Source organism: Specibacter sp. NPDC057265 (assembly GCF_042668835.1).
GTDB lineage: Bacteria > Actinomycetota > Actinomycetes > Actinomycetales > Micrococcaceae > Specibacter.
Genome location: NZ_JBHUYE010000014.1, coordinates 1 through 18,776 on the forward strand (window position 1 = coordinate 1; position 18,776 = coordinate 18,776).

At 64.4% G+C, this 18,776-nt stretch carries 18 protein-coding genes; 12 read left to right on the forward strand and 6 right to left on the reverse strand.

Features of this window, described 5'->3' with window-relative positions; translation table 11 throughout:
- The 11 genes from ACFUCV_RS10700 to ACFUCV_RS10750 form a co-directional block, all read left to right on the forward strand.
- A partial coding sequence (locus tag ACFUCV_RS10700) for a hypothetical protein (protein ID WP_380815421.1) occupies positions 1–458 on the forward strand: 458 nt, incomplete at its 5' end.
- Positions 374–1,402: a hypothetical protein gene (locus ACFUCV_RS10705; protein WP_380815423.1), complete on the forward strand. Its 1,029-nt coding sequence runs from the start codon at positions 374–376 to the stop codon at positions 1,400–1,402. The genes ACFUCV_RS10700 and ACFUCV_RS10705, both read left to right, overlap by 85 nt.
- Positions 1,365–2,402 (forward strand): HAD-IIA family hydrolase, encoded by a 1,038-nt coding sequence (locus ACFUCV_RS10710; RefSeq protein WP_380815425.1) that lies wholly within the window; start codon positions 1,365–1,367, stop codon positions 2,400–2,402. The genes ACFUCV_RS10705 and ACFUCV_RS10710 overlap by 38 nt, the downstream gene beginning before the upstream one ends.
- On the forward strand, positions 2,399–2,635 hold the full coding sequence (locus ACFUCV_RS10715) for a hypothetical protein (RefSeq protein WP_380815426.1): 237 nt from the start codon (positions 2,399–2,401) through the stop codon (positions 2,633–2,635). Before ACFUCV_RS10710 ends, ACFUCV_RS10715 begins: the two co-directional genes overlap by 4 nt.
- Entirely contained in the window at positions 2,632–3,456 is an 825-nt protein-coding gene (locus ACFUCV_RS10720; RefSeq protein ID WP_380815428.1) for a TlyA family RNA methyltransferase, read from the forward strand. Before ACFUCV_RS10715 ends, ACFUCV_RS10720 begins: the two co-directional genes overlap by 4 nt.
- 96 nt (positions 3,457–3,552) lie before the next feature.
- The gene (locus ACFUCV_RS10725; RefSeq protein ID WP_380815430.1) at positions 3,553–4,629 is read left to right on the forward strand and encodes an NAD kinase; all 1,077 of its coding nucleotides are present in this window, start codon (positions 3,553–3,555) and stop codon (positions 4,627–4,629) included.
- Positions 4,626–6,353: a DNA repair protein RecN gene (gene recN / locus ACFUCV_RS10730; RefSeq protein WP_380815432.1), complete on the forward strand. Its 1,728-nt coding sequence runs from the start codon at positions 4,626–4,628 to the stop codon at positions 6,351–6,353. The genes ACFUCV_RS10725 and recN overlap by 4 nt, the downstream gene beginning before the upstream one ends.
- Positions 6,354–6,410: 57 nt before the next feature.
- The gene (locus tag ACFUCV_RS10735; protein ID WP_380815434.1) at positions 6,411–8,117 is read left to right on the forward strand and encodes a CTP synthase; all 1,707 of its coding nucleotides are present in this window, start codon (positions 6,411–6,413) and stop codon (positions 8,115–8,117) included.
- The gene (locus ACFUCV_RS10740) at positions 8,117–8,812 is read left to right on the forward strand and encodes an NUDIX domain-containing protein (RefSeq protein WP_380815436.1); all 696 of its coding nucleotides are present in this window, start codon (positions 8,117–8,119) and stop codon (positions 8,810–8,812) included. Before ACFUCV_RS10735 ends, ACFUCV_RS10740 begins: the two co-directional genes overlap by 1 nt.
- Positions 8,809–9,777, forward strand: coding sequence for a site-specific tyrosine recombinase XerD (gene xerD, locus ACFUCV_RS10745; RefSeq protein WP_380815437.1), 969 nt, complete (start codon positions 8,809–8,811; stop codon positions 9,775–9,777). Before ACFUCV_RS10740 ends, xerD begins: the two co-directional genes overlap by 4 nt.
- A 36-nt stretch (positions 9,778–9,813) precedes the next feature.
- Entirely contained in the window at positions 9,814–10,320 is a 507-nt protein-coding gene (locus ACFUCV_RS10750; protein WP_380815439.1) for an 8-oxo-dGTP diphosphatase, read from the forward strand.
- A 103-nt stretch (positions 10,321–10,423) separates the two neighbouring features.
- Here the strand turns inward: ACFUCV_RS10750 and ACFUCV_RS10755 are convergent, their stop codons facing one another.
- Genes ACFUCV_RS10755 through ACFUCV_RS10775 form a run of 5 tightly spaced genes read right to left on the reverse strand, consistent with a single transcriptional unit; the run spans position 10,424 to position 15,105 of the window.
- Positions 10,424–10,753, reverse strand: coding sequence for a cupin domain-containing protein (locus tag ACFUCV_RS10755; RefSeq protein WP_380815441.1), 330 nt, complete (start codon positions 10,751–10,753; stop codon positions 10,424–10,426).
- A 32-nt stretch (positions 10,754–10,785) separates the two neighbouring features.
- On the reverse strand, positions 10,786–11,931 hold the full coding sequence (locus tag ACFUCV_RS10760) for a bifunctional 2-methylcitrate synthase/citrate synthase (RefSeq protein ID WP_380815443.1): 1,146 nt from the start codon (positions 11,929–11,931) through the stop codon (positions 10,786–10,788).
- A gap of 34 nt (positions 11,932–11,965) precedes the next feature.
- On the reverse strand, positions 11,966–12,895 hold the full coding sequence (gene prpB / locus ACFUCV_RS10765) for a methylisocitrate lyase (RefSeq protein ID WP_380815445.1): 930 nt from the start codon (positions 12,893–12,895) through the stop codon (positions 11,966–11,968).
- A gap of 1 nt (position 12,896) precedes the next feature.
- A complete protein-coding gene (locus ACFUCV_RS10770) occupies positions 12,897–14,417 on the reverse strand; it encodes an MmgE/PrpD family protein (RefSeq protein WP_380815447.1) in 1,521 nt (506 codons plus the stop codon).
- Positions 14,418–14,469: 52 nt separating this feature from the next.
- Positions 14,470–15,105 (reverse strand): GntR family transcriptional regulator, encoded by a 636-nt coding sequence (locus tag ACFUCV_RS10775; RefSeq protein ID WP_380815449.1) that lies wholly within the window; start codon positions 15,103–15,105, stop codon positions 14,470–14,472.
- 209 nt (positions 15,106–15,314) lie between these two features.
- Here ACFUCV_RS10775 and ACFUCV_RS10780 point away from each other — a divergent pair, with 209 nt between their 5' ends.
- Positions 15,315–17,213 carry an AMP-binding protein gene (locus tag ACFUCV_RS10780; RefSeq protein WP_380815451.1) on the forward strand — a complete coding sequence of 633 codons (1,899 nt, stop codon included), beginning with the start codon at positions 15,315–15,317 and terminating at the stop codon, positions 17,211–17,213.
- Between the two features lie 138 nt (positions 17,214–17,351).
- Here ACFUCV_RS10780 and ACFUCV_RS10785 read toward each other — a convergent pair whose 3' ends face one another.
- On the reverse strand, positions 17,352–18,635 hold the full coding sequence (locus tag ACFUCV_RS10785; protein ID WP_380815453.1) for a dicarboxylate/amino acid:cation symporter: 1,284 nt from the start codon (positions 18,633–18,635) through the stop codon (positions 17,352–17,354).
- Positions 18,636–18,776 lie beyond the last annotated feature (141 nt).

Genomic DNA, 18,776 nt, shown 5'->3' on the forward strand with positions numbered 1-18,776 from the left:
TCGGGACAACCGCGGTGGTGAGCGTCCCCGCAATGATCGTCCTTTTGGTGATCGGGACAACCGCGGTGGTGAGCGTCCCCGCAATGATCGTCCTTTTGGTGATCGGGACAACCGCGGTGGTGAGCGTCCCCGCAATGATCGTCCTTTTGGTGATCGGGACAACCGCGGTGGTGAGCGTCCCCGCAATGATCGTCCTTTTGGTGATCGGGACAACCGCGGTGGTGAGCGTCCCCGCAATGATCGTCCTTATGGTGATCGGGATAATCGCCCGGCGCGTAGCAATGATCGTCCTTATGGTGATCGGGATAATCGCCCGGCGCGTAGTAATGATCGGCCGCCCCGTAGTGCAGACCGCGAAGCCCGTGGCCCTCGTGTGGCCCCGGAACGCAATGCCGCGGATCTGCGCAGTTCCAACCGTCCCGACCGCGACCGTTCACCGCAGATTGATCCCGATGTAACAGGCGAAGAGCTGGACAAGGTGACCCGGGCCCAGCTGCGGATTCTCGATGCCCGCAATAACGAATGGGTTTCCAAACACCTGGTCATGGCTGGCCGGTTGATTGACTTCGTTCCAGAGCTGGCTTTTGAACATGCGTTGGCCGCAAGCCGCCGCGGAGGCCGGCTGGCCTGCGTTCGCGAAGCAGTGGCCATGACAGCCTATGCAGCCGGAAAGTATGGCGAAGCGCTGCGTGAGTTGCGCACCTTCCGGCGTATCAGCGGATCCAATATGCACCTGCCCCTGATGGCCGACTGCGAACGTGGATTGGGTCGCCCTGACCGCGCCCTCGAGTTGATCAAGTCCGAAGATGCCGAAAGCCTGGACGCCGCCGGCAAGGTGGAATTGGCCATTGTTGAATCCGGCGCCCGGGGAGACCTCGGTGAGCTTGATGCAGCTTTGTCAGCGCTGGAAATCCCGCAGTTGGACCTCAACCGCGCGTTCTCCTACAGCCCTCGGCTTTTCCGTGCCTATGGCATGGTCCTGCGGGCAGCTGGCCGCAAGGATGAAGCCAAGGTTTGGGAGCGCCAGGCCCTGGTGGCCGAGGAGGCACTGGGCATCGATGACAGCACTGACCAGATCATTGTTGACCTTGGAGACGATGATGACATCCCCTTGGAAAGCCCCCGGATCCGTGTAGCCGATGTCATGAACGCTGCGGTTCCTCCCGCCACGGACGACGCCGGAACGCTGGCAGCTGCCGAACTCACCTCAGCTGAGGCTGAGGAAGGCGGGGACGGCAACCTGGACGACGCTGATTCCTCCTACTTTGAATCTGATGATGCTGAATCCGACCAGGACAGCGCCGAAGATGGGGACAGCGCCGAAGATGGGGACGGCGTCGATGCGGGGGATGTCCCAGAGGAGCATGGTTCGAACGACCAGCGCGATGACAGTGACAGCTGACATTCTGCTCAAAGCGTTCGACGCGGTGTTGGCGGATTTGGACGGCGTTGTTTACGCCGGTCCAAACGCCATTCCCGGCGCTGTCGAGGCGCTGACGGCATTGGCGGGCCATGGGGTAAAGCTGGCTTACGTGACCAACAATGCCTCACGCACGCCCGGGCAGGTGGCTGCGCATTTGCGTGAGCTGGGTGCGCCCGCCGAAGATCACCAAGTGGTCAGTTCGGCACAGGCAGGGGCCGCGCTTTTGGCCGAAAAGTTTCCTGCCGGGACCAAGGTGCTGGTCACCGGCAGCGCCGCACTGGCCCAGGAGGTGCAGGCGCACGGCATGACCGTTGTCGACAGCGCCACTGAGGTCCCCGACGTCGTCATCCAGGGTTTCGATCCGGGCCTCGGCTGGGCGGATCTGGCCGAGGCCGGTTACGCCATCAACGCCGGTGCCCTGTGGATTGCCACCAACACCGACATGACCATTCCCCGCGACCGTGGCATTGCGCCCGGCAACGGCACCCTCGTTGCGGCCGTGCAGGCCGCCGTGGGCCGGCAGCCGCTGGTTGCCGGCAAGCCGGAGGCGCCGCTGTTTTTGACCGCTGCGGACAAGCTTCACGCCAAGCACCCCTTGGTGGTGGGGGATCGGCTGGACACTGACATTCTGGGCGGCAACAAGGCCGGCATGGCCACCGCGCTGGTTTTGACGGGTGTGGATTCGGCCTTGACGGCCTTGCAGGCCCGCACCAGTGAACGTCCCCGCTTTATCCTTGAAACGCTGGCCGGGCTGTACCAGCCCTACCCCGAAGTGGAGTCCCGCGGCATGCAGTTCAGCTGCCGGGACGCCGCCGCATCGGTGGTGATGGACGCAGCGGGGGAGCGGACCCTGCACATTGTGGGGGATCCTCAGAGCGTGGACAGCTGGCGTGCAGCCTGTGCCGCGTGGTGGGCTGCCGTGGAGCAGAGCGATGAAGCCACGGCTCCGGCCATCACATGGGCCCAGACGCTGCCATGAAAGCGGAAAGCGCCCAAGCCGCGCCCGCCTCTTTTGAAGGTGCCGGAATCGCAGCTGCAAGCTCGGACGCGAGGGTCAATGCACTGCTGCAGGCTGCGGCAGGAATTGAATCCTTGCCGGTCGGTGAGCGCAACCGCCACTATGGGCAGGTCTTGAGCGAACTTACCGCTGAACTCACTGCCGATCCCGGCACCACGGTGGCACACAGTGGCACAGACCGGCCGCAGCCGTGACACGGCTTGATGCTGAGCTTGTCAACCGCAGGCTGGCCAGATCCCGCACCCTCGCGGCCACGCTGATCAAGGCCAAACGCGTGCTGGTGGGCGGTTCTGTTGCTCCCAAGGCGTCGTTGCAGGTCGATTCCAGCACTGTCTTGGAGGTGCTGCCCGGGCATGAGGAAGATTACGTCTCACGGGCCGGACACAAGCTGGCGGGCGCGCTGGAACACTTTCCCCAGGTCGACCCGCGGGGCCTGCGCTGCCTTGATGCCGGCGCTTCCACAGGTGGATTCACCGACGTGCTGCTGCGCCGTGGCGCCAGCAAAGTGGCAGCCGTCGACGTGGGGCATGGGCAGCTGGTGGAGTCCCTGCGCCACGATGCGCGCGTGGACGTGTATGAGGGTTTGAACATCCGCTACATGGGCGCGGCGGATATTGGCGGTGTGGTGGACCTGACGGTCTGCGACCTGTCCTTCATCTCCCTGACCATGGTGATGGAGCCCCTCGCGCGTGCCACCCGGGAGGGCGGGCGCCTGCTGCTGATGGTGAAGCCGCAATTCGAAGTGGGCCGTGAGCGGCTGGCCCGCACCGGAGTGGTGGCCAGTGAAAATGAACGACGCCGTGCCGTGGCTCAGGTGGCCATGGCGGCAGTGGAGAACGGCTTGCGTCTGCGGGGCATTGGCACCAGTGCCCTGCCCGGGCAGGATGGAAACGTGGAGTATTTCCTGCTCACTGAACGTGCGGTGTCCGGACCTGCGCATAAGATCGAAGCAGAGGGTGCCATGAAAGACTGGAATGGCGAGGTTGAGGAGCTGTTGACCCAACTTTGGCCGTGACAGCTGCCTGCTCCCGCTGTTGTCGGGCAGGAAAGCCGTCAGCAGTGCTGGTCCTGCATTAAATATCCGGCTAGTGATTGAAGAGGTAACACGTACATGACACGCCGCATCTTGATTTTGGCCCACACCGGCCGCGAAGAGTCGATGTTGGCGGCGCTTGAGGCCTGCGTTGAACTTCACGCCAACAACATGGTGCCCGTCATGTATGCCGAGGAACTGGCGGATCTGACGGGGTATTTGGGCGTCTCCGGCGTCAAGATGGAAATTCTGGATCAGGATGTCACACTCTCGGACATTGAACTGGTCATGGTGCTGGGTGGGGACGGCACCATCCTGCGTGCTGCTGAAATTGTGCGCGACTTCGATGTGCCGCTGCTGGGCGTCAATCTGGGACATGTGGGCTTTTTGGCTGAAAGTGAACGTGAGGATCTCATCCAAACCGTCTCGGCCGTCGTGGAGCGTAAATACACGGTGGAGGAGCGCATGTGCCTTGACGTGTTGGTCAAGGTGGCCGGCAAGGTGGTGGCGCATACCTGGGCGTTGAACGAGGTGGCCATTGAAAAGGGCAACCGGGAACGCATGATCGAGGTGGTCACGGAAGTTGATGGCCGCCCGCTGACCTCCTATGGCTGCGACGGCGTCGTCATGGCCACCCCCACAGGGTCCACGGCCTATGCCTTCTCCGCCGGAGGTCCGGTGGTGTGGCCCGGGGTGGAGGCGCTGCTGATGGTGCCCATCAGCGCCCACGCCCTGTTCGCCAAACCTTTGGTGGTGTCGCCGTCGTCGAAAATGGCCGTGGAGGTGCTTACCCGCACCGGCGCCAACGGTGTCATCTGGTGTGACGGGCGGCGCACGGTGGATCTGCTGCCCGGCGCCCGCATTGAAGTGACGCGGTCGGGCAAACCCGTCAAGCTGGCCAGAACCCAGCAATCGCCCTTCTCCGAACGCCTGGTGCGCAAGTTCGAGCTCCCCGTGCAGGGTTGGCGGGGCCCCACCACGGATGTTGTCGAACCACCCACCACCCAGCTGCCCATCATCAAGCCCGCCAAGCCACGCAGCGCCGTGGAGGGCCACCCGGCGGGTCCGGTGCCGCAGGTGCCGGACCTGAGGGTGCCCCCGCAGCAGGGCGACTACCTGGGGACCACTTCCTTTTACCCTGAGGAGCGCAAGTGATTGAAGAAATCAGGATCAGGGACCTGGGCGTCATTTCCACCTCCGTCCTCCCGCTCGGCCCCGGGCTGAGCGTCGTCAGTGGTGAAACCGGTGCCGGCAAGACCATGGTGGTGACAGCGGTGGGACTGCTGCTGGGCAACCGCGCCGATGCCGGTGCCGTGCGCAACGGTGCCAAGACGGCCTCCGCGGAGGCCACCCTGACGCTGCCTGCCCATCATCCGGCGCTGGAGCGTGCCCTGGAGGCTGGAGCGGAGCTGGATGAACTCGACGGCGCCGCGCAGCTCATTTTGGCCCGCACCGTCAATGCTGACGGCCGCAGCCGCGCGCACGTGGGTGGCCGCAGCGTGCCCGTCGGCGTGCTTAATGAGCTGGGCGGGACGCTGGTTGCAGTACATGGGCAGTCGGATCAAATCCGTCTGAAGAACCCGTCGGCGCAGCGCCGCGCCCTGGACAAGTACGCTGCCGAGGCGCAGCGCGGCTTCGCCACGACGGCGCGCAGCTACAGCGCCGTGTTTGAACGCTGGCGCGCCATCGGAGCGCAGCTGCAAGAGCTGCGCTCCGCCAGCCGGGAACGGCTGCGTGAGGCTGAAGCACTGACAACCGCGCTGGCTGAAATTGATGCCGTGCAGCCGCTGCCCGGCGAGGATGAGCTGCTCAAGGCCGAGGCCGTGAAGCTTGGCAATGTGGAGGAGCTGCGCAAGGCGGCCCAGGGCGCCCACGAGGCATTGAGCATGAGCGACTACGGTGACGGCCTGGACGCCGCGGCCCTGGTGGACAATGCCCGGCGGCTGCTGGAAACCGTGGCGGAGGCCGACGCCGAGCTTGCGCAGACCTCCAAACGGCTGGCGGAAGTGGGCTTCCTCATGGCAGACATTGCCCGTGACCTGGCCAGCTACGCCACCTCCCTGGACTCCGAGGGGCCCGGACGGCTGGCCGAGGTGGAGGACCGGCGCGGCGAACTGGCCGTGCTGGTGCGCAAGTATGCCCCCAGCATTGACGGCGTGCTGGAATGGGCCGACGCCGCCAGGCTCCGCCTGAGCGAACTCAGCGATGACTCCGGGCGCATCGAAGGCCTCGAAGCCGGCGAGATGGAGGCGCTGGCCGAACTGGAGCAGCTCGCCGCGCAGCTGACTGCCGCCCGCACCACTGCCGGTGCCAAGTTGGCCAAGGCGGTCAGCGCCGAACTCAAGGCCCTGGCCATGCCCGATGCCAAACTGGTCATTGAAATTTCCGCTGCGGAGCGGGGCCCCTACGGTCAAGATGACATTGCCTTCCTGCTGGCACCCCACGCCGGTGCTGCGCCGCGCGCCCTGGGCAAGGGCGCCTCGGGCGGAGAGCTTTCCCGCGTCATGCTGGCCATCGAGGTGGTCCTGGCTGCCGTGGATCCCGTCCCCACCTTTGTCTTTGACGAGGTGGACTCCGGGGTCGGCGGCAAGGCCGCGGTGGAAATAGGCCGCAGGCTGGCCATGCTGGCCGAACATGTGCAGGTTCTGGTGGTGACCCACCTGCCCCAGGTGGCGGCCTTCGCGGACCAGCACATCCTGGTCACCAAGAGCTCTGTGAGCAAAAACTCCAGCGGCACCACCACCAGCAATGTGAAGGTCCTGACGTACGAGGAAAGGGTGGTGGAACTGGCCAGAATGTTGGCAGGTCAAGAGGATTCCGCAACCGCACAGGCCCACGCCAAGGAATTGTTGGCGCAGGCGGCCCGGCCCCAGCCTTGAAACGCTGCGGGTTTGGACAAATCAACAGCAGTCCCGGACGCCATAGCGGCTCATTAGATGATAGGCTCGAATCCCGTGGTGCAACGATCAAATTCCCGGTTCAGTGGTCAGTCCAAGACGACCAAACACATCTTCGTCACCGGCGGAGTCGCTTCCTCGCTCGGCAAGGGACTGACGGCTTCCAGCCTCGGCCACCTGCTGCGGGCACGCGGCCTCTCGGTCACAATGCAAAAGCTCGATCCCTACCTCAACGTGGATCCGGGCACAATGAATCCCTTCCAGCACGGTGAAGTCTTCGTCACTGACGACGGCGCCGAAACCGATTTGGACATTGGCCATTACGAGCGCTTCCTGGATGAAAACCTCGAAGGCTCAGCCAACGTCACCACTGGACAGGTCTATTCCACCGTCATCGCCAAGGAACGCCGCGGCGAATACCTCGGTGACACCGTGCAGGTCATCCCGCACATCACCGACGAAATCAAGCGGCGCATGCGCCTGCCTGCCGAGGGCAGCAACGCCCCGGACGTCATCATCATTGAAATTGGCGGCACGGTGGGTGACATTGAGTCCCAGCCCTTCCTGGAGTCCGCACGCCAGGTGCGTCAGGATGTGGGACGCAACAACGTCTTCTTCGCGCATGTTTCCCTGGTGCCCTACATTGGGCCGTCACAGGAACTCAAAACCAAACCCACGCAGCACTCGGTTGCGGCCCTGCGCTCCCTGGGCATCCAGCCCGATGCGTTGATTCTGCGTTCGGACCGGGTCCTGCCCGAGGCCATGCATGCCAAGATCGGCCGCGCCTGCGACGTGGATGTGGAAGCCGTCATTGGCTGCCCCGATGCGCCCAGCATCTACGACATTCCCAAGACCCTCCACGCCCAGGGCCTGGACTCCTACATTGTCCGCGCCCTGGACCTGTCCTTCAAGGATGTGGACTGGACCAAGTGGGATCTGCTGCTTGAAGCCGTCCACAACCCGGCGCACCACATTGAAATTGCCTTGGTGGGCAAATACATCGATCTGCCCGATGCGTACCTGTCGGTCACGGAGGCCCTGCGCGCCGGCGGTTTCGCCAACGCCACCAAGGTCAAGATCCGTTGGGTCCCCTCCGATGACTGTGCCACCGAGGCCGGCGCCCGCACGGCCCTGGCCGACGTTGACGCCATTTGCGTTCCCGGCGGTTTCGGCATCCGCGGCCTGGAGGGCAAGCTGGGTGCGTTGAAGTTTGCGCGCGAGAACCGGATCCCCACGCTGGGCCTGTGCCTTGGCCTGCAGTCCATGGTGATTGAATACGCCCGGAACGTGGTGGGTTTGGAAGGCGCTTCCTCCTCGGAGTTTGATGACAACCCCACATATCCCGTCATTGCCACCATGGAGGAGCAGCTGGACATTGTCAGCGGCCTGGGGGACCTGGGCGGCACCATGCGCCTTGGCCTATACCCGGCGGTGCTGACCGAAGGCTCCGTCATTGCCGAAACCTACGGCACCACCGAGGTGTCCGAACGCCACCGCCACCGCTACGAGGTCAACAACAAGTACCGCGGGCAAATTGCCGAACACGGGCTGGTCTTTTCCGGCACCTCACCGGACGGCAAGCTGGTGGAGTTTGTGGAGCTGCCCAAGGAAGTCCACCCGTACTACGTCTCCACCCAGGCCCACCCGGAGCTGAGCTCGCGCCCCACGCGCCCGCACCCGCTCTTTTCCGGGCTCGTGGCCGCCGCACTGGAACGCCAGAGCGCCACCCGCCTGTTGGAGCTCTAATGACGCACCTTGATGCGCCGGGGTCCGCGGCGCAGCACGCACGCCCCGGCCAGACGACGTCGGACCTTGCCGACGAAGACAGCCAGCGCAGGCTGCTCTCGCGGTCCACGGTGTATCAGGGTCGCATTTGGAACGTGGTCTCCGAGACCTTCGCCTTGGAATCCGGCGGCGAACCGCTGACGCGGGACTACATTGACCACCCCGGGGCGGTGGCGGTGGTGGTGCTCAACGAGGATCAGCAGGTCCTGCTGCTGCGCCAATACCGCCACCCTGTCCAAATGAACCTGTGGGAGATTCCTGCCGGCCTGTTGGACGTCGACGGCGAGGACTTCCTCACCGGAGCTGCCCGGGAACTGGCCGAGGAGGCCGACCTCGTGGCGTCCCAGTGGAATGTGCTGACTGATTTCTTCAATTCGCCCGGATCCTCCAGTGAAGCCATCCGCATCTACTTGGCCCGCGGAATCTCCATGGTCCCTGCGGAGCAACGGCATGTGCGGACCGAGGAAGAAGCGGAAATACAGTTCGCCTGGGTGGATTTGGAAGAGGCGGCCGAGGCCGTGCTTGCCGGCCGGATCCACAACCCCTCGGCCGTGGTGGGCATCCTCGCCGCGGTCCAGGCCGCCCGGACGGGATTCAATCAGCTGCGCCCCGGTGGCAGCCCCTGGCCCGAGCACCCCGCCCACCGCCCGCGGTGACGGTTCAGCAGGGCACGCCCGCCACGGCCTCCTCGCTGGCGCGCGCCATTGAGGGGTACCTGCTGCATGTGGCTGTGGAGCGTGGCCTGGCGCCAAACACCTTGGCGGCCTACCGCCGCGACCTGCGCCGCTACCAGCGGTTTCTGGAAGCCGCAGGCGTGGCCGAGGCCAATGACATCACCCGGCACCATGTGGGCGGCTTCGCCCAGTCACTGGCCGACGGCGACGACGGCGGTTCCCCCCTAAGCCTGCGCTCGGCCGCCCGCACCGTGGTGTCCGTGCGGGGCCTGCACAGGTTTTGGGCCCTTGAAGGACTCTGCGACGGTGATCCCGCAGCCGATGTGCACCCGCCCCAGGCCGGGCGGCGCCTGCCCAAGGCCATCAGCGTCCATCAAGTCACCCGCATTTTGGAAACCGCCCGCAATGACACCCCCACCGGGCTGAGGGACTCCGCCATGCTGGAGTTTTTGTACTCCACGGGCGCCCGCATCAGCGAGGCAGTGGGCCTGGACGTGGACGATCTGGTGCTGGCAGGGACAGGCTCCGAAGGCCCCTCCCTGGTGCGGCTCTTCGGCAAGGGCTCAAAGGAACGCATTGTGCCGGTGGGCTCCTACGCCCTGCGGGCCCTGGATGCGTACCTGGTGCGGGGCAGACCGGCGCTGGTGGCCAAGGGCAAGGGCTCCCCGGCCCTGTTCCTCAATGCCCGTGGCGGACGGATCAGCCGCCAGAGCGTGTGGACCATCCTGAAGTCGGTGGCTGAAAAAGCGTTCGTGGAGGTGGAAGTGTCCCCGCATACCCTCCGGCATTCCTTTGCCACGCATTTGCTCGACGGCGGTGCCGACGTCCGCGTGGTCCAGGAGCTGCTGGGCCACGCCTCGGTCACCACCACCCAGGTTTACACGCTGGTGACGGCCGAAACGCTGCGGGAGGTTTATGCCGCGGCCCACCCCCGGGCGCGGGGGTAGCCTGCGGCCCCGCGCGTGCAGGCCTAAGCTGGGACCATGACTGCTGCGCCTGTGACCCTGTGCTTCATGCTCCGCGACGTCGACGGCCTCGAGCACGTTTTGCTGGGTCTGAAAAAGACCGGCTTCGGGCTGGGGAAGGTGGTGGGGATCGGCGGCCACGTGGAGCCCGGCGAAAGCCCCGTTGAGGCCATCTGCCGCGAGGTGGCCGAGGAAACCTCCATTGTGGTGGACCCCGCTGATCTGCAGCACGTGGGATCCGTGGATTTTGTGTTCCCCGCCCGCCCCGGGTGGGACATGTTCAGCACTGTGTTCCTGTGCCGGAAGTTCATGGGTGAAGGCGTTGAAAGCCTGGAGATCTCACCGAGGTGGTATCCGGTGGACCAGCTGCCGCTGGATAAAATGTGGGCCGATTCCAGCCGCTGGCTCCCGGCCTTTTTGTCCGGCCGGCGCGGCGCCTGGCGCGTGGAACTCAACAGCGACAATGAGACGGTGGCCTCCTGCACCCACACGCCGCTGCCGGCGGAAGCCGGGCCCAGAGAATAAGAGCCGGCTTGGCCGGGGTGCACAGGAAACCAACCCTTATTGACGCCACCGCACCCCCCAGGGGTGTAGGGTGCGGTGGCGTCAAAACGATAAAAGCGGTGGGTCAGAGTTTGGCGACCGTCAACAAAAAGGCCGTGTCCTCAAGGGCTTCGACGCTGTGACGGAGCTGGGGCACCACCAGGTGGTCGCCCGGGGAGCCTTCCCAGCAGACCTCGCCGGCTTTCAACAGCAGGCGGCCGGAGAGCACATGGAGGGTCGCTTCCCCGGGGTTCTCGTGTTCATCCAGGGTGCTTCCCGCGGTCAAGGCAATCACCGTCTGGCGCAGGACACGTTCGTGTCCGCCATAGACGGTGCGTGCGCTGCGGCCGCTTCCCTTGGTCCTGGCGGACGCCAGAAGTTCACGCCCCAAGGCTGTCAGTGATGATTTTTCCACGATGCTCCTTAACGGACGGCTTTGTCTTTACCCTACAGCTGGTCCACGTGGCGTTCATCAACACCGTTGTAGGCGCTCAGGGGACGGATCAGGGAATTGGCCGCCCGCTGTTCCATAATGTGTGCCGTCCACCCGGTAATGCGGGCGGCAATGAAGATGGGCGTGAACATTTCCGTGTCGAAACCCATCAAGTGGTAGGTGGGGCCGGCGGGGTAGTCCAAATTGGGTTTAATGGCCTTCGCCTCGTCCATGGCCTGCTCCAGCCCGTCATAGAGCCCCAGCATTTCGGGCCGGTCAAAATGCCCGATCATCTTATCCAGCGCCGCCTTCATGGTGGGCACGCGGGAATCGCCATGTTTGTAGACCCGGTGTCCAAAGCCCATGACCTTTTTCCGCTGTGCCAGCGCGTCCTCCATCCAGGCCTTGGCGCGGGCTGCGGCTTCCCCGCGGGATTCATCGGCGCGGATGCCGATTTCATCGAAGGTGTGCATGACCGCCTCATTGGCCCCGCCATGCAGGGGGCCCTTCAAGGCCCCAATGGCGGCGGTCACCGCCGAGTGCAGGTCCGACAAGGTGGAGGTCACCACGCGGGCGGTGAAGGTGGAGGCGTTGAAGGAGTGTTCGGCGTACAGGACCATGGAGACGCGGAAGGCATCCACCACCTCCGGCGCCGCTTCCTCGCCAAAGGTCATCCACAGAAAATTCTGCGAATAGTCAAGGTCCGCGCGTGGTTCCACCACATCCAGGGAGCGGCGGCGGCGCTGGTCGTACGCCACCACGGCAGGGAACTGCGCAAAGAGGGACTTGGCCTTGGTCAGCTCGGCGCCGGCGGAGGAGTCTTCGGCCAAGGGGTCATTGGCACCCAGGACGGACACTGCGGTGCGTCCCACATCCATGGGATGGCAGTCCAGTGGCAGCAAATCAATGGCTGCTCGGACGCGCGGATCCAGGGCCCGGTTGCCACGTTCGAAGGCCGCGAACCCGGCCTGCTCGGCGGCCGTGGGCAGCTCTCCGGTCCACAGCAGCCAGGCCACTTCCTCGAAGGACCTGCCGGCCGCCAGTTCCTGGACCGGGTAGCCCCGGTACAGCAGCGAATTTGATTCCGGATTGACTTTGGATATGGCCGTGTAGTCGGCCACCACACCGGCCAGGCCCTTGTGTACGTCTTCTTCACTCACAGTTGCTGCTCCTTGGTCCAATGCGTGCAGATGGTTAGAGGTTGGCGCTGTTGTGCCCAATGTCCAGGCCCGGGATGGAAAAATTGAAGATCCCGGCATCAAACTGGTTGTACGCCTCATAGTCAACCAGATCATAGAGCCGGGCACGGGTGAGCATGTCGGGGACGGCACTTTCCTGGGTCCCCTGGGCTGAAATGGCGTCCAACACCCGCTCGGCCGCACCCATGGCGCTGCGTAACAAAGTAACCGGATAGATGACCATGGCCACCCCGGCTGCGGCCAGGGCGTCCCTGGTGAACAACGCGCTTTTGCCAAACTCGGTCATGTTCGCCAGCACCGGCACTGCCGCTGCCTTGCATACGGCTTCAAATTCGGCCACGCTCTTCATGGCTTCGGGGAAGATCGCGTCGGCGCCGGCGTCGACCAGGGCCTTGGCCCGGTCAATGGCAGCATCCAGGCCCTCCACGGCCCGGATGTCCGTGCGCGCCATGATCAAAAAGTTCGGATCCCTGCGGGCGTCGGCGGCGGCGGCAATGCGCTTGACGGCGGTGTCCAGGTCCACCATGTTCTTGCCGTCCAGGTGGCCGCAGCGTTTCGGGTTGAACTGGTCCTCAATGTGGCAGCCGGCCAGGCCCGCGTTTTCCAGTTCCTGGATGGTGCGGGCCACGTTCATGGGCTCGCCAAAGCCGGTGTCGGCGTCGATCAGGCACGGCAGATCCGTCATGCGCGCAATTTGGGCGCCGCGGGCGGCCACCTCGGTCAGCGTGGTCATGCCAATGTCCGGCAGGCCCAGATCGTTGGCCAGGACGGCACCTGAGATGTACACGCCGTCGAACTTCTTTTCCTCAATCAGGCGGGCCGAGAGCGGGTTGAACGCGCCCGGAAACTGCACGGCCGCACCGGGGACCAGCATGGCGCGCAGCTCCCGGCGCTTGGCCTCGGGGGTTTTTGTGGAGTACAGCATGTTAGAACAGTCCCTTGGGTGCGGCTGCCAAATCGACGACGCCGGGGGCTGCAGTGATGTTCAGCTGGTCCAGACTGCCGGCGTCCAGCGCAGCAAGGTTTTCGGCAGCTTTCAGGAAGCGGTTGATTTCTTCCTCCTCCACCAAGCCGGCGGCCAGGGTGCGGAATTTGTTGATGTACTGCCCGCGGGCAAACGGCCGGGCCCCCAACGGGTGTGCATCGGCCACGGCAATGGAATCGGTGATGACAGTGCCGTCGTTGAGGGTGATTTCCACTGTTCCGCCGAAGGCCTTCTCGGCAATGTCCAGGGAGTGGTAGCGGCGCGTCCACTCGGCGTCCTCCTCGGTGGTGACCTTGTGCCACAGCTCCACCGTGTCCGGGCGGTTGGCCCGCGCGGGGGTGTAGGAGTCAACGTGGTGCCAGGAGCCGTCCTGCAGTGCCACGGTGAAGATGTACGGGATGGAGTGGTCAAGTGTCTCCCGTGAGGCGGTGGGATCGTACTTTTGCGGATCGTTGGCGCCGGAGCCGATCACCTGGTGGGTGTGGTGGCTGGTCTTGATCAGGATCCTTGCCACCTTGGCAGGGTCGGTGGCCTCGGGGTGTCCGCCGTGGAGCTTGCGGGCCAAATCAATCCAGGCCTGGGCCTGGTACTCGGCCGAGTGTTCCTTGGTGTAGGTGTCCAGGATGGCGCGTTTGGCTTCGCCGGGCGCCGGAAGCGGCACACTGTATTCGGCGTCGGGGCCGTCCAGCAGCCAGGCAATCACGCCGTCCTCGCCCTCGTAGATGGGTACCGGCGAGGTCTGTCCGCGCATGGCGCGGTCCACGGCTTCCACGGCCATCTTGCCCGCGAACGCGGGGGCGTGGGCCTTCCAGGTGGAAATTTCGCCCTTGCGTGACTGGCGGGTGGCGGTGGTGGTGTGCAGGCCCTGGCCCACTGCCTGGAAGATGGTCTCCACGTCCAGATTCAGCAAGGTGCCAATGCCGGCGGCGGCTGAGGGGCCCAGATGTGCCACATGGTCAATTTTGTGTTTGTGCAGGCAAATGGCCTTCACCAGGTCCACCTGTATTTCGTAGCCGGTGGCCAGTGCCCGGATTAGATCTTTTCCGGATGCGCCGGTGTGCTGGGCCACTGCCAGGATGGGCGGGATGTTGTCTGCCGGGTGGGAGTACTCCGCGGCCAGGAAGGTGTCGTGGTAGTCGAGTTCGCGCACGGCCACGCCGTTGGCCCAGGCCGCCCATTCGGGGGAGACCTTCTCGGTGATGCCGAAAACACTGGCACCGGAACCACCGCTGGACGGGGCATGGGCCAGGGCCTGGGCACGGGCGGCAACAATGGGGCCGCGGTTCAGGGATGCCACGGCGACGGAGGCGTTGTCGATGATCCGGTTGATGATCATCTCGGCGACCTCGTCGGTGACCGCCACCGGATCGGCTGCCACCGTGGCGATCTTGTGCGCGAGCTGCTCTGTGCGTGGCAGTTTTTCCTCGCTTTTGTAAACGCGTACCTTGTGCAAATCGGTCATGATGGGCCTTTCGTGGGGTGCCTGCGCCAGCAGGTTGGAAGGGGGAAAAGTATCAGGAAGTGGTGCTCAACAGGTGCCTGAGACTGTTGTCAAGGTGCAAGGTGGTGGCGGCGCTGGCCACTGCGGAATTGCCGTTGGCAATGGCCAAGGCAATGGCCGCGTGCTCCTTCGCCGCGTCCCTGAGCCGGGCAGGATTGTCCTTGGCGAGCCGCCGGACGCGGACCAAATGCACTCGAAGGTTCTTCAGTGCCTGGTTGAGGTAGTGGTTGCCCACTGCCGCGTCTATGGCAGCATCGAGCTCGTCGGCAAGCTGGTAGTAGCCGCTGCGCGCCGGATCTTCGGTGGTGATGAGCTCGCCGGCATTGGCCAGCTGGTGAAAGAGGTCGAGGAAAACCGCCTTGTCGCACCGTTGGGCCGCGAGTTCCGCGGCCCGGCATTCCAAGGCCGTGCGCAGTTCAAAGAGCTCGTCCAAATGCTCCAGGGAAATGGCGCTGACCACCACGCCCCTGCCGCTTTGCGGCTCGGCCAGGCCCTCGGCCGTGAGCCTGGCCAGGGCTTCCCGGATGGGGGTGCGGGAAACCCCGAGACGTTCGGAAAGCTCAACCTCGCCCAGTACCGTGCCCGGAGTGAGGCGCCAATTGATGATGTCGCTGCGCAAGGTTGCGTAAGCGCGTTCACTGGCCCGCATGCCTGCTCCTTCGTGGTGTGCCCGCAGGGAGTGTCTCTCCCTGCACTATAAAGCACACTACCGCCCACTGTATACAAACAACAGCCCGCGTGGAGTATTTCCGCGGAATTAACTGTCCAAGTCTCAACTTTGTATACAAAAGCTCTTGCCAGCTCCCCGGCTGGCGAATAGCATGACAGGCATCACATCAACGTGGATGGAGCGGCGAAATGGTTATCAAGGCAGGCAGCTACCGGCAGTTGTACCGGCGCAGCATGGATGATCCGGCCCGGTTCTGGCTGGAGGCGGCACAGCAGCTGCACTGGAGCGTCTCGCCCACCCGGGCCCACAACCAGGAACAGGCCCCCCATGGGCGCTGGTTCCCCGACGGGGAACTCAACAGCTGCTACAACGCCCTGGACCGCCACGTGGCAGCCGGCAATGGCGAACGCACGGCGCTCATCCACGATTCGGCCATGACGGGGATCCAACGCAGCTACAGCTACGCCGAACTCACTGACTTGGTGGCCCGTTTCGCGGGGGCGCTCCGGGCCCAAGGGGTGGGCAAGGGTGACCGCGTGCTGATTTACCTGCCCATGATCCCCGAAGCCGCAATGGCAATGCTGGCCACGGCCCGGCTGGGGGCCATCCATTCGGTGGTGTTTGGCGGCTTTGCCGCAAGCGAGCTGGCCGCCCGCATTGTGGATGCCGCCCCCACCGTTTTGGTGACCACCTCCGGGGGCCTGGAACCGGGCAGGACCATCGAATACCTGCCCGCGGTCCAGCAGGCCCTGGCCAAGGCCAATGTGCCGGGGCTTCCCGTGATCATCAAGCACCGCGACGGATTTGCCGCCGACCCCGCCACCCTGGGCTTGAACTTTACGGATTGGGATGCTGCACTCGCCGCCGCGCAGCCGGCCGCAGCTGTTCCCGTCAAGGCCGGGGATCCGCTGTACATCCTTTACACCTCCGGAACCACGGGAGCGCCCAAGGGCGTGGTGCGCGACAATGGCGGGCACGCCGTCGCCCTGCTGTGGACCATGGCCAACCATTACAACATTGGGCCCGGCGATGTGTGGTGGACGGCTTCGGACGTGGGCTGGGTGGTGGGGCACTCCTACATTGTGTACGGGCCCCTGCTCGCCGGCGCCACCACGCTCATGTACGAGGGCAAGCCCGTGGGAACCCCCGATGCCGGAGCGTTTTGGCGGGTCATTGAACAGCACCGGGTCAAGGCCCTGTTCACCGCACCCACCGCGCTGCGGGCCATCCGCAAAATGGATCCGGACGCTGCACTGCTGCGCCGGTACAACCTCGGCAGCCTCGAGACGCTGTTTACTGCCGGTGAGCGCCTGGACACGGACACCTACCACTGGGCCGGGAGGGTGCTGGGCGTGCCCGTGATCGACCACTGGTGGCAGACGGAGACAGGCTGGGCCATTGTGGGCAATCCCCAGGGCCTTGACCCGCTGCCGGTCAAGGCCGGCTCACCCACCCTGCCCATGCCGGGCTTTGATTTGCGGATTGTGGACGCGATGGGCGCCGATGCCGCCCCGGGGGAGGAGGGCAACATTGTGCTGGGACTGCCGCTGCCGCCAGGGACCCTGACCACGCTGTGGAACAACGACCAGCGCTTCCTGGATTCCTACCTCGGCACCTTTCCCGGCTTCTACACCACGGGCGACTCCGGGCACCGGGATCAGGAGGGCTACGTCTTTGTCATGGGACGCACCGACGATGTCATCAATGTTGCCGGGCACCGTCTGTCCACCGGCGCCATGGAACAGGTGCTGGGCACGCACCCGGCAGTGGCTGAATGCGCAGTCATTGGTGTGGCCGATCCCCTCAAGGGTCAAAAGGCCGTGGGCTATGTGGTGCTGAAATCCGGCATAGAGGTGGCGCCGGAGGAACTGCAAAAGGAACTGGTGGCACTGGTGCGCCGGGAAATTGGCCCAGTGGCGGACTTCAAGACCGCGGTGGTGGTGGATGCGCTGCCCAAAACCCGTTCCGGGAAAATCCTGCGCAAGACCATGCGGCAGATTGCCGACGGCGGCAGCTACTCGGTGCCGTCGACCATTGAGGACGCCTCCGTCATTGACGTCCTGCTGCCATTGCTGCGCGTCAAATAGCGGCGCTCCCAAAGGCCTGGGCCGAAGCAGACGCGGCGCCGTCGAAGCAGACGCGGCGCTGCATCTGCTTCAACGGCGCAGGGTCTGCTTCAACGGCGCAGCTCAACGGCGCAGCTCAAACCGGTGCTGCGCTGCCGGCTACCGGGCCAGCGTGTGCGGTGATGTGGCGCTGCCGTCACCGACCTCAATGACCTCCTCCAGGCCGTCCTGCGGCTGGGCGCCGAGCTTGCCGCGGGTGAGCTTGTTCATGATCAAGGCAATGGCCCCGTCACCGGTGACATTCGTGGCGGTGCCAAAGCTGTCCAGGGCAATGTATGCCGCAAACATCAGCCCAATCTCCAGTTCACCGAATCCGAGCATTTGTGCCAGCAGTCCGGCAGCTGCGGCAATGGCGCCGCCGGGAACCCCCGGGGCGGCAATCATCATCACGCCCAGCATCAGGATAAAGGGCAGGTAGCTGGCAAAGGACACGTCACCGCCGGTCAGCAGCAGCACCGCGATGGAGAAGCAGGTGATTTTCACCATGGAGCCGGACAAGTGGATTGTGGCGCAGAGGGGAACGACAAAGCCGGCCACTGAATCCGAGACGCCGTTTTTCTTCGTTGAGGCCAAGGTGACGGGAATGGTGGCCGCCGAGGACGAGGTGCCCAGGGCGGTGAAGTAGGCATCACGCATGGTCCACAGCGCCTTGAAGGGGTTGCTGCCGGACATCGCACCGGCCACCGAATACTGCACAACAAGCACCACGAAGGTCAGGGCAAAGGAAACCAGCGCCACCAGCAGGAACTTCGTGACCACCGTGACGGCTGAACCGCTGGCAGAGAGGTCCATGAAGATGCCAAAAATGAACAGCGGCAGTGCCGGGACAATAATGCGGCGGATGACTGCCTCAATGATGGTCCGGAACTCAATGGCGCCCCGGAACAGCACCTTGCTGCGGAAGGCTGTGAGGCCGATGCCCAAAATAAACGCCAGCACCAGGGCGCTCATGACGTCTATGGCAGGTGCCAGGACAATTTCCGTGGCTGAATCGCCTGCGCTCGCAACCACTGAGAGGAAGGGGCTGAATCCGGATCCGGACTCGTCGCTGAAAGCCTCCAGGCCACCTCCTGACAAGGGGGAGGTGAAGAGCCAGCGGCTTACAAAGTAGGCGAGCAGGCCGGCAAGGATGGTGGAACCGTAGGCAATGAGCGCTGTGACCCCCAGCCACTTTCCGGCGCCCTTGCCCAGTTCGGCAATGGCCGGCATGACGAGTCCCAAAATGATCAGCGGCACCACGAAACTGAGGAAGCCGGAGAAAATGGAGTTGTAGGTCAGGAACACCCCGCCAAGCCATGTGGGCATGATCGGGCCGGTCAGAATGCCCAGCACGATGGCTATGAGTATCCAGCCCAGCAGGGGGATTGATTTTAGAAGTTTCATGGACTTCCTCCAAGGCAAGTTCGGTATAGACACAAAGTGCGCCACGTCGTTGTGGCGCAAGACACGCCTGTGCAATAGTAGTCCGTGAGCTGCGTTACTCGAAATCCGGCGATGGCGCCAGCAGTGTCCGCAGGATGAAAC

Bases quoted from the DNA above. Each gene is read 5' to 3' on its own strand.
- ACFUCV_RS10710 (WP_380815425.1), top strand. From the start codon at position 1,365: ATGGTTCGAACGACCAGCGCGATGACAGTGACAGCTGACATTCTGCTC.
- ACFUCV_RS10715 (WP_380815426.1), top strand. From the start codon at position 2,399: ATGAAAGCGGAAAGCGCCCAAGCCGCGCCCGCCTCTTTTGAAGGTGCC.
- ACFUCV_RS10725 (WP_380815430.1), top strand. From the start codon at position 3,553: ATGACACGCCGCATCTTGATTTTGGCCCACACCGGCCGCGAAGAGTCG.
- ACFUCV_RS10735 (WP_380815434.1), top strand. From the start codon at position 6,411: ATGATAGGCTCGAATCCCGTGGTGCAACGATCAAATTCCCGGTTCAGT.
- ACFUCV_RS10740 (WP_380815436.1), top strand. From the start codon at position 8,117: ATGACGCACCTTGATGCGCCGGGGTCCGCGGCGCAGCACGCACGCCCC.
- ACFUCV_RS10750 (WP_380815439.1), top strand. From the start codon at position 9,814: ATGACTGCTGCGCCTGTGACCCTGTGCTTCATGCTCCGCGACGTCGAC.
- prpB (WP_380815445.1), bottom strand. From the start codon at position 12,895: ATGCTGTACTCCACAAAAACCCCCGAGGCCAAGCGCCGGGAGCTGCGC.
- ACFUCV_RS10770 (WP_380815447.1), bottom strand. From the start codon at position 14,417: ATGACCGATTTGCACAAGGTACGCGTTTACAAAAGCGAGGAAAAACTG.
- ACFUCV_RS10775 (WP_380815449.1), bottom strand. From the start codon at position 15,105: ATGCGGGCCAGTGAACGCGCTTACGCAACCTTGCGCAGCGACATCATC.
- ACFUCV_RS10780 (WP_380815451.1), top strand. From the start codon at position 15,315: ATGGTTATCAAGGCAGGCAGCTACCGGCAGTTGTACCGGCGCAGCATG.
- ACFUCV_RS10785 (WP_380815453.1), bottom strand. From the start codon at position 18,635: ATGAAACTTCTAAAATCAATCCCCCTGCTGGGCTGGATACTCATAGCC.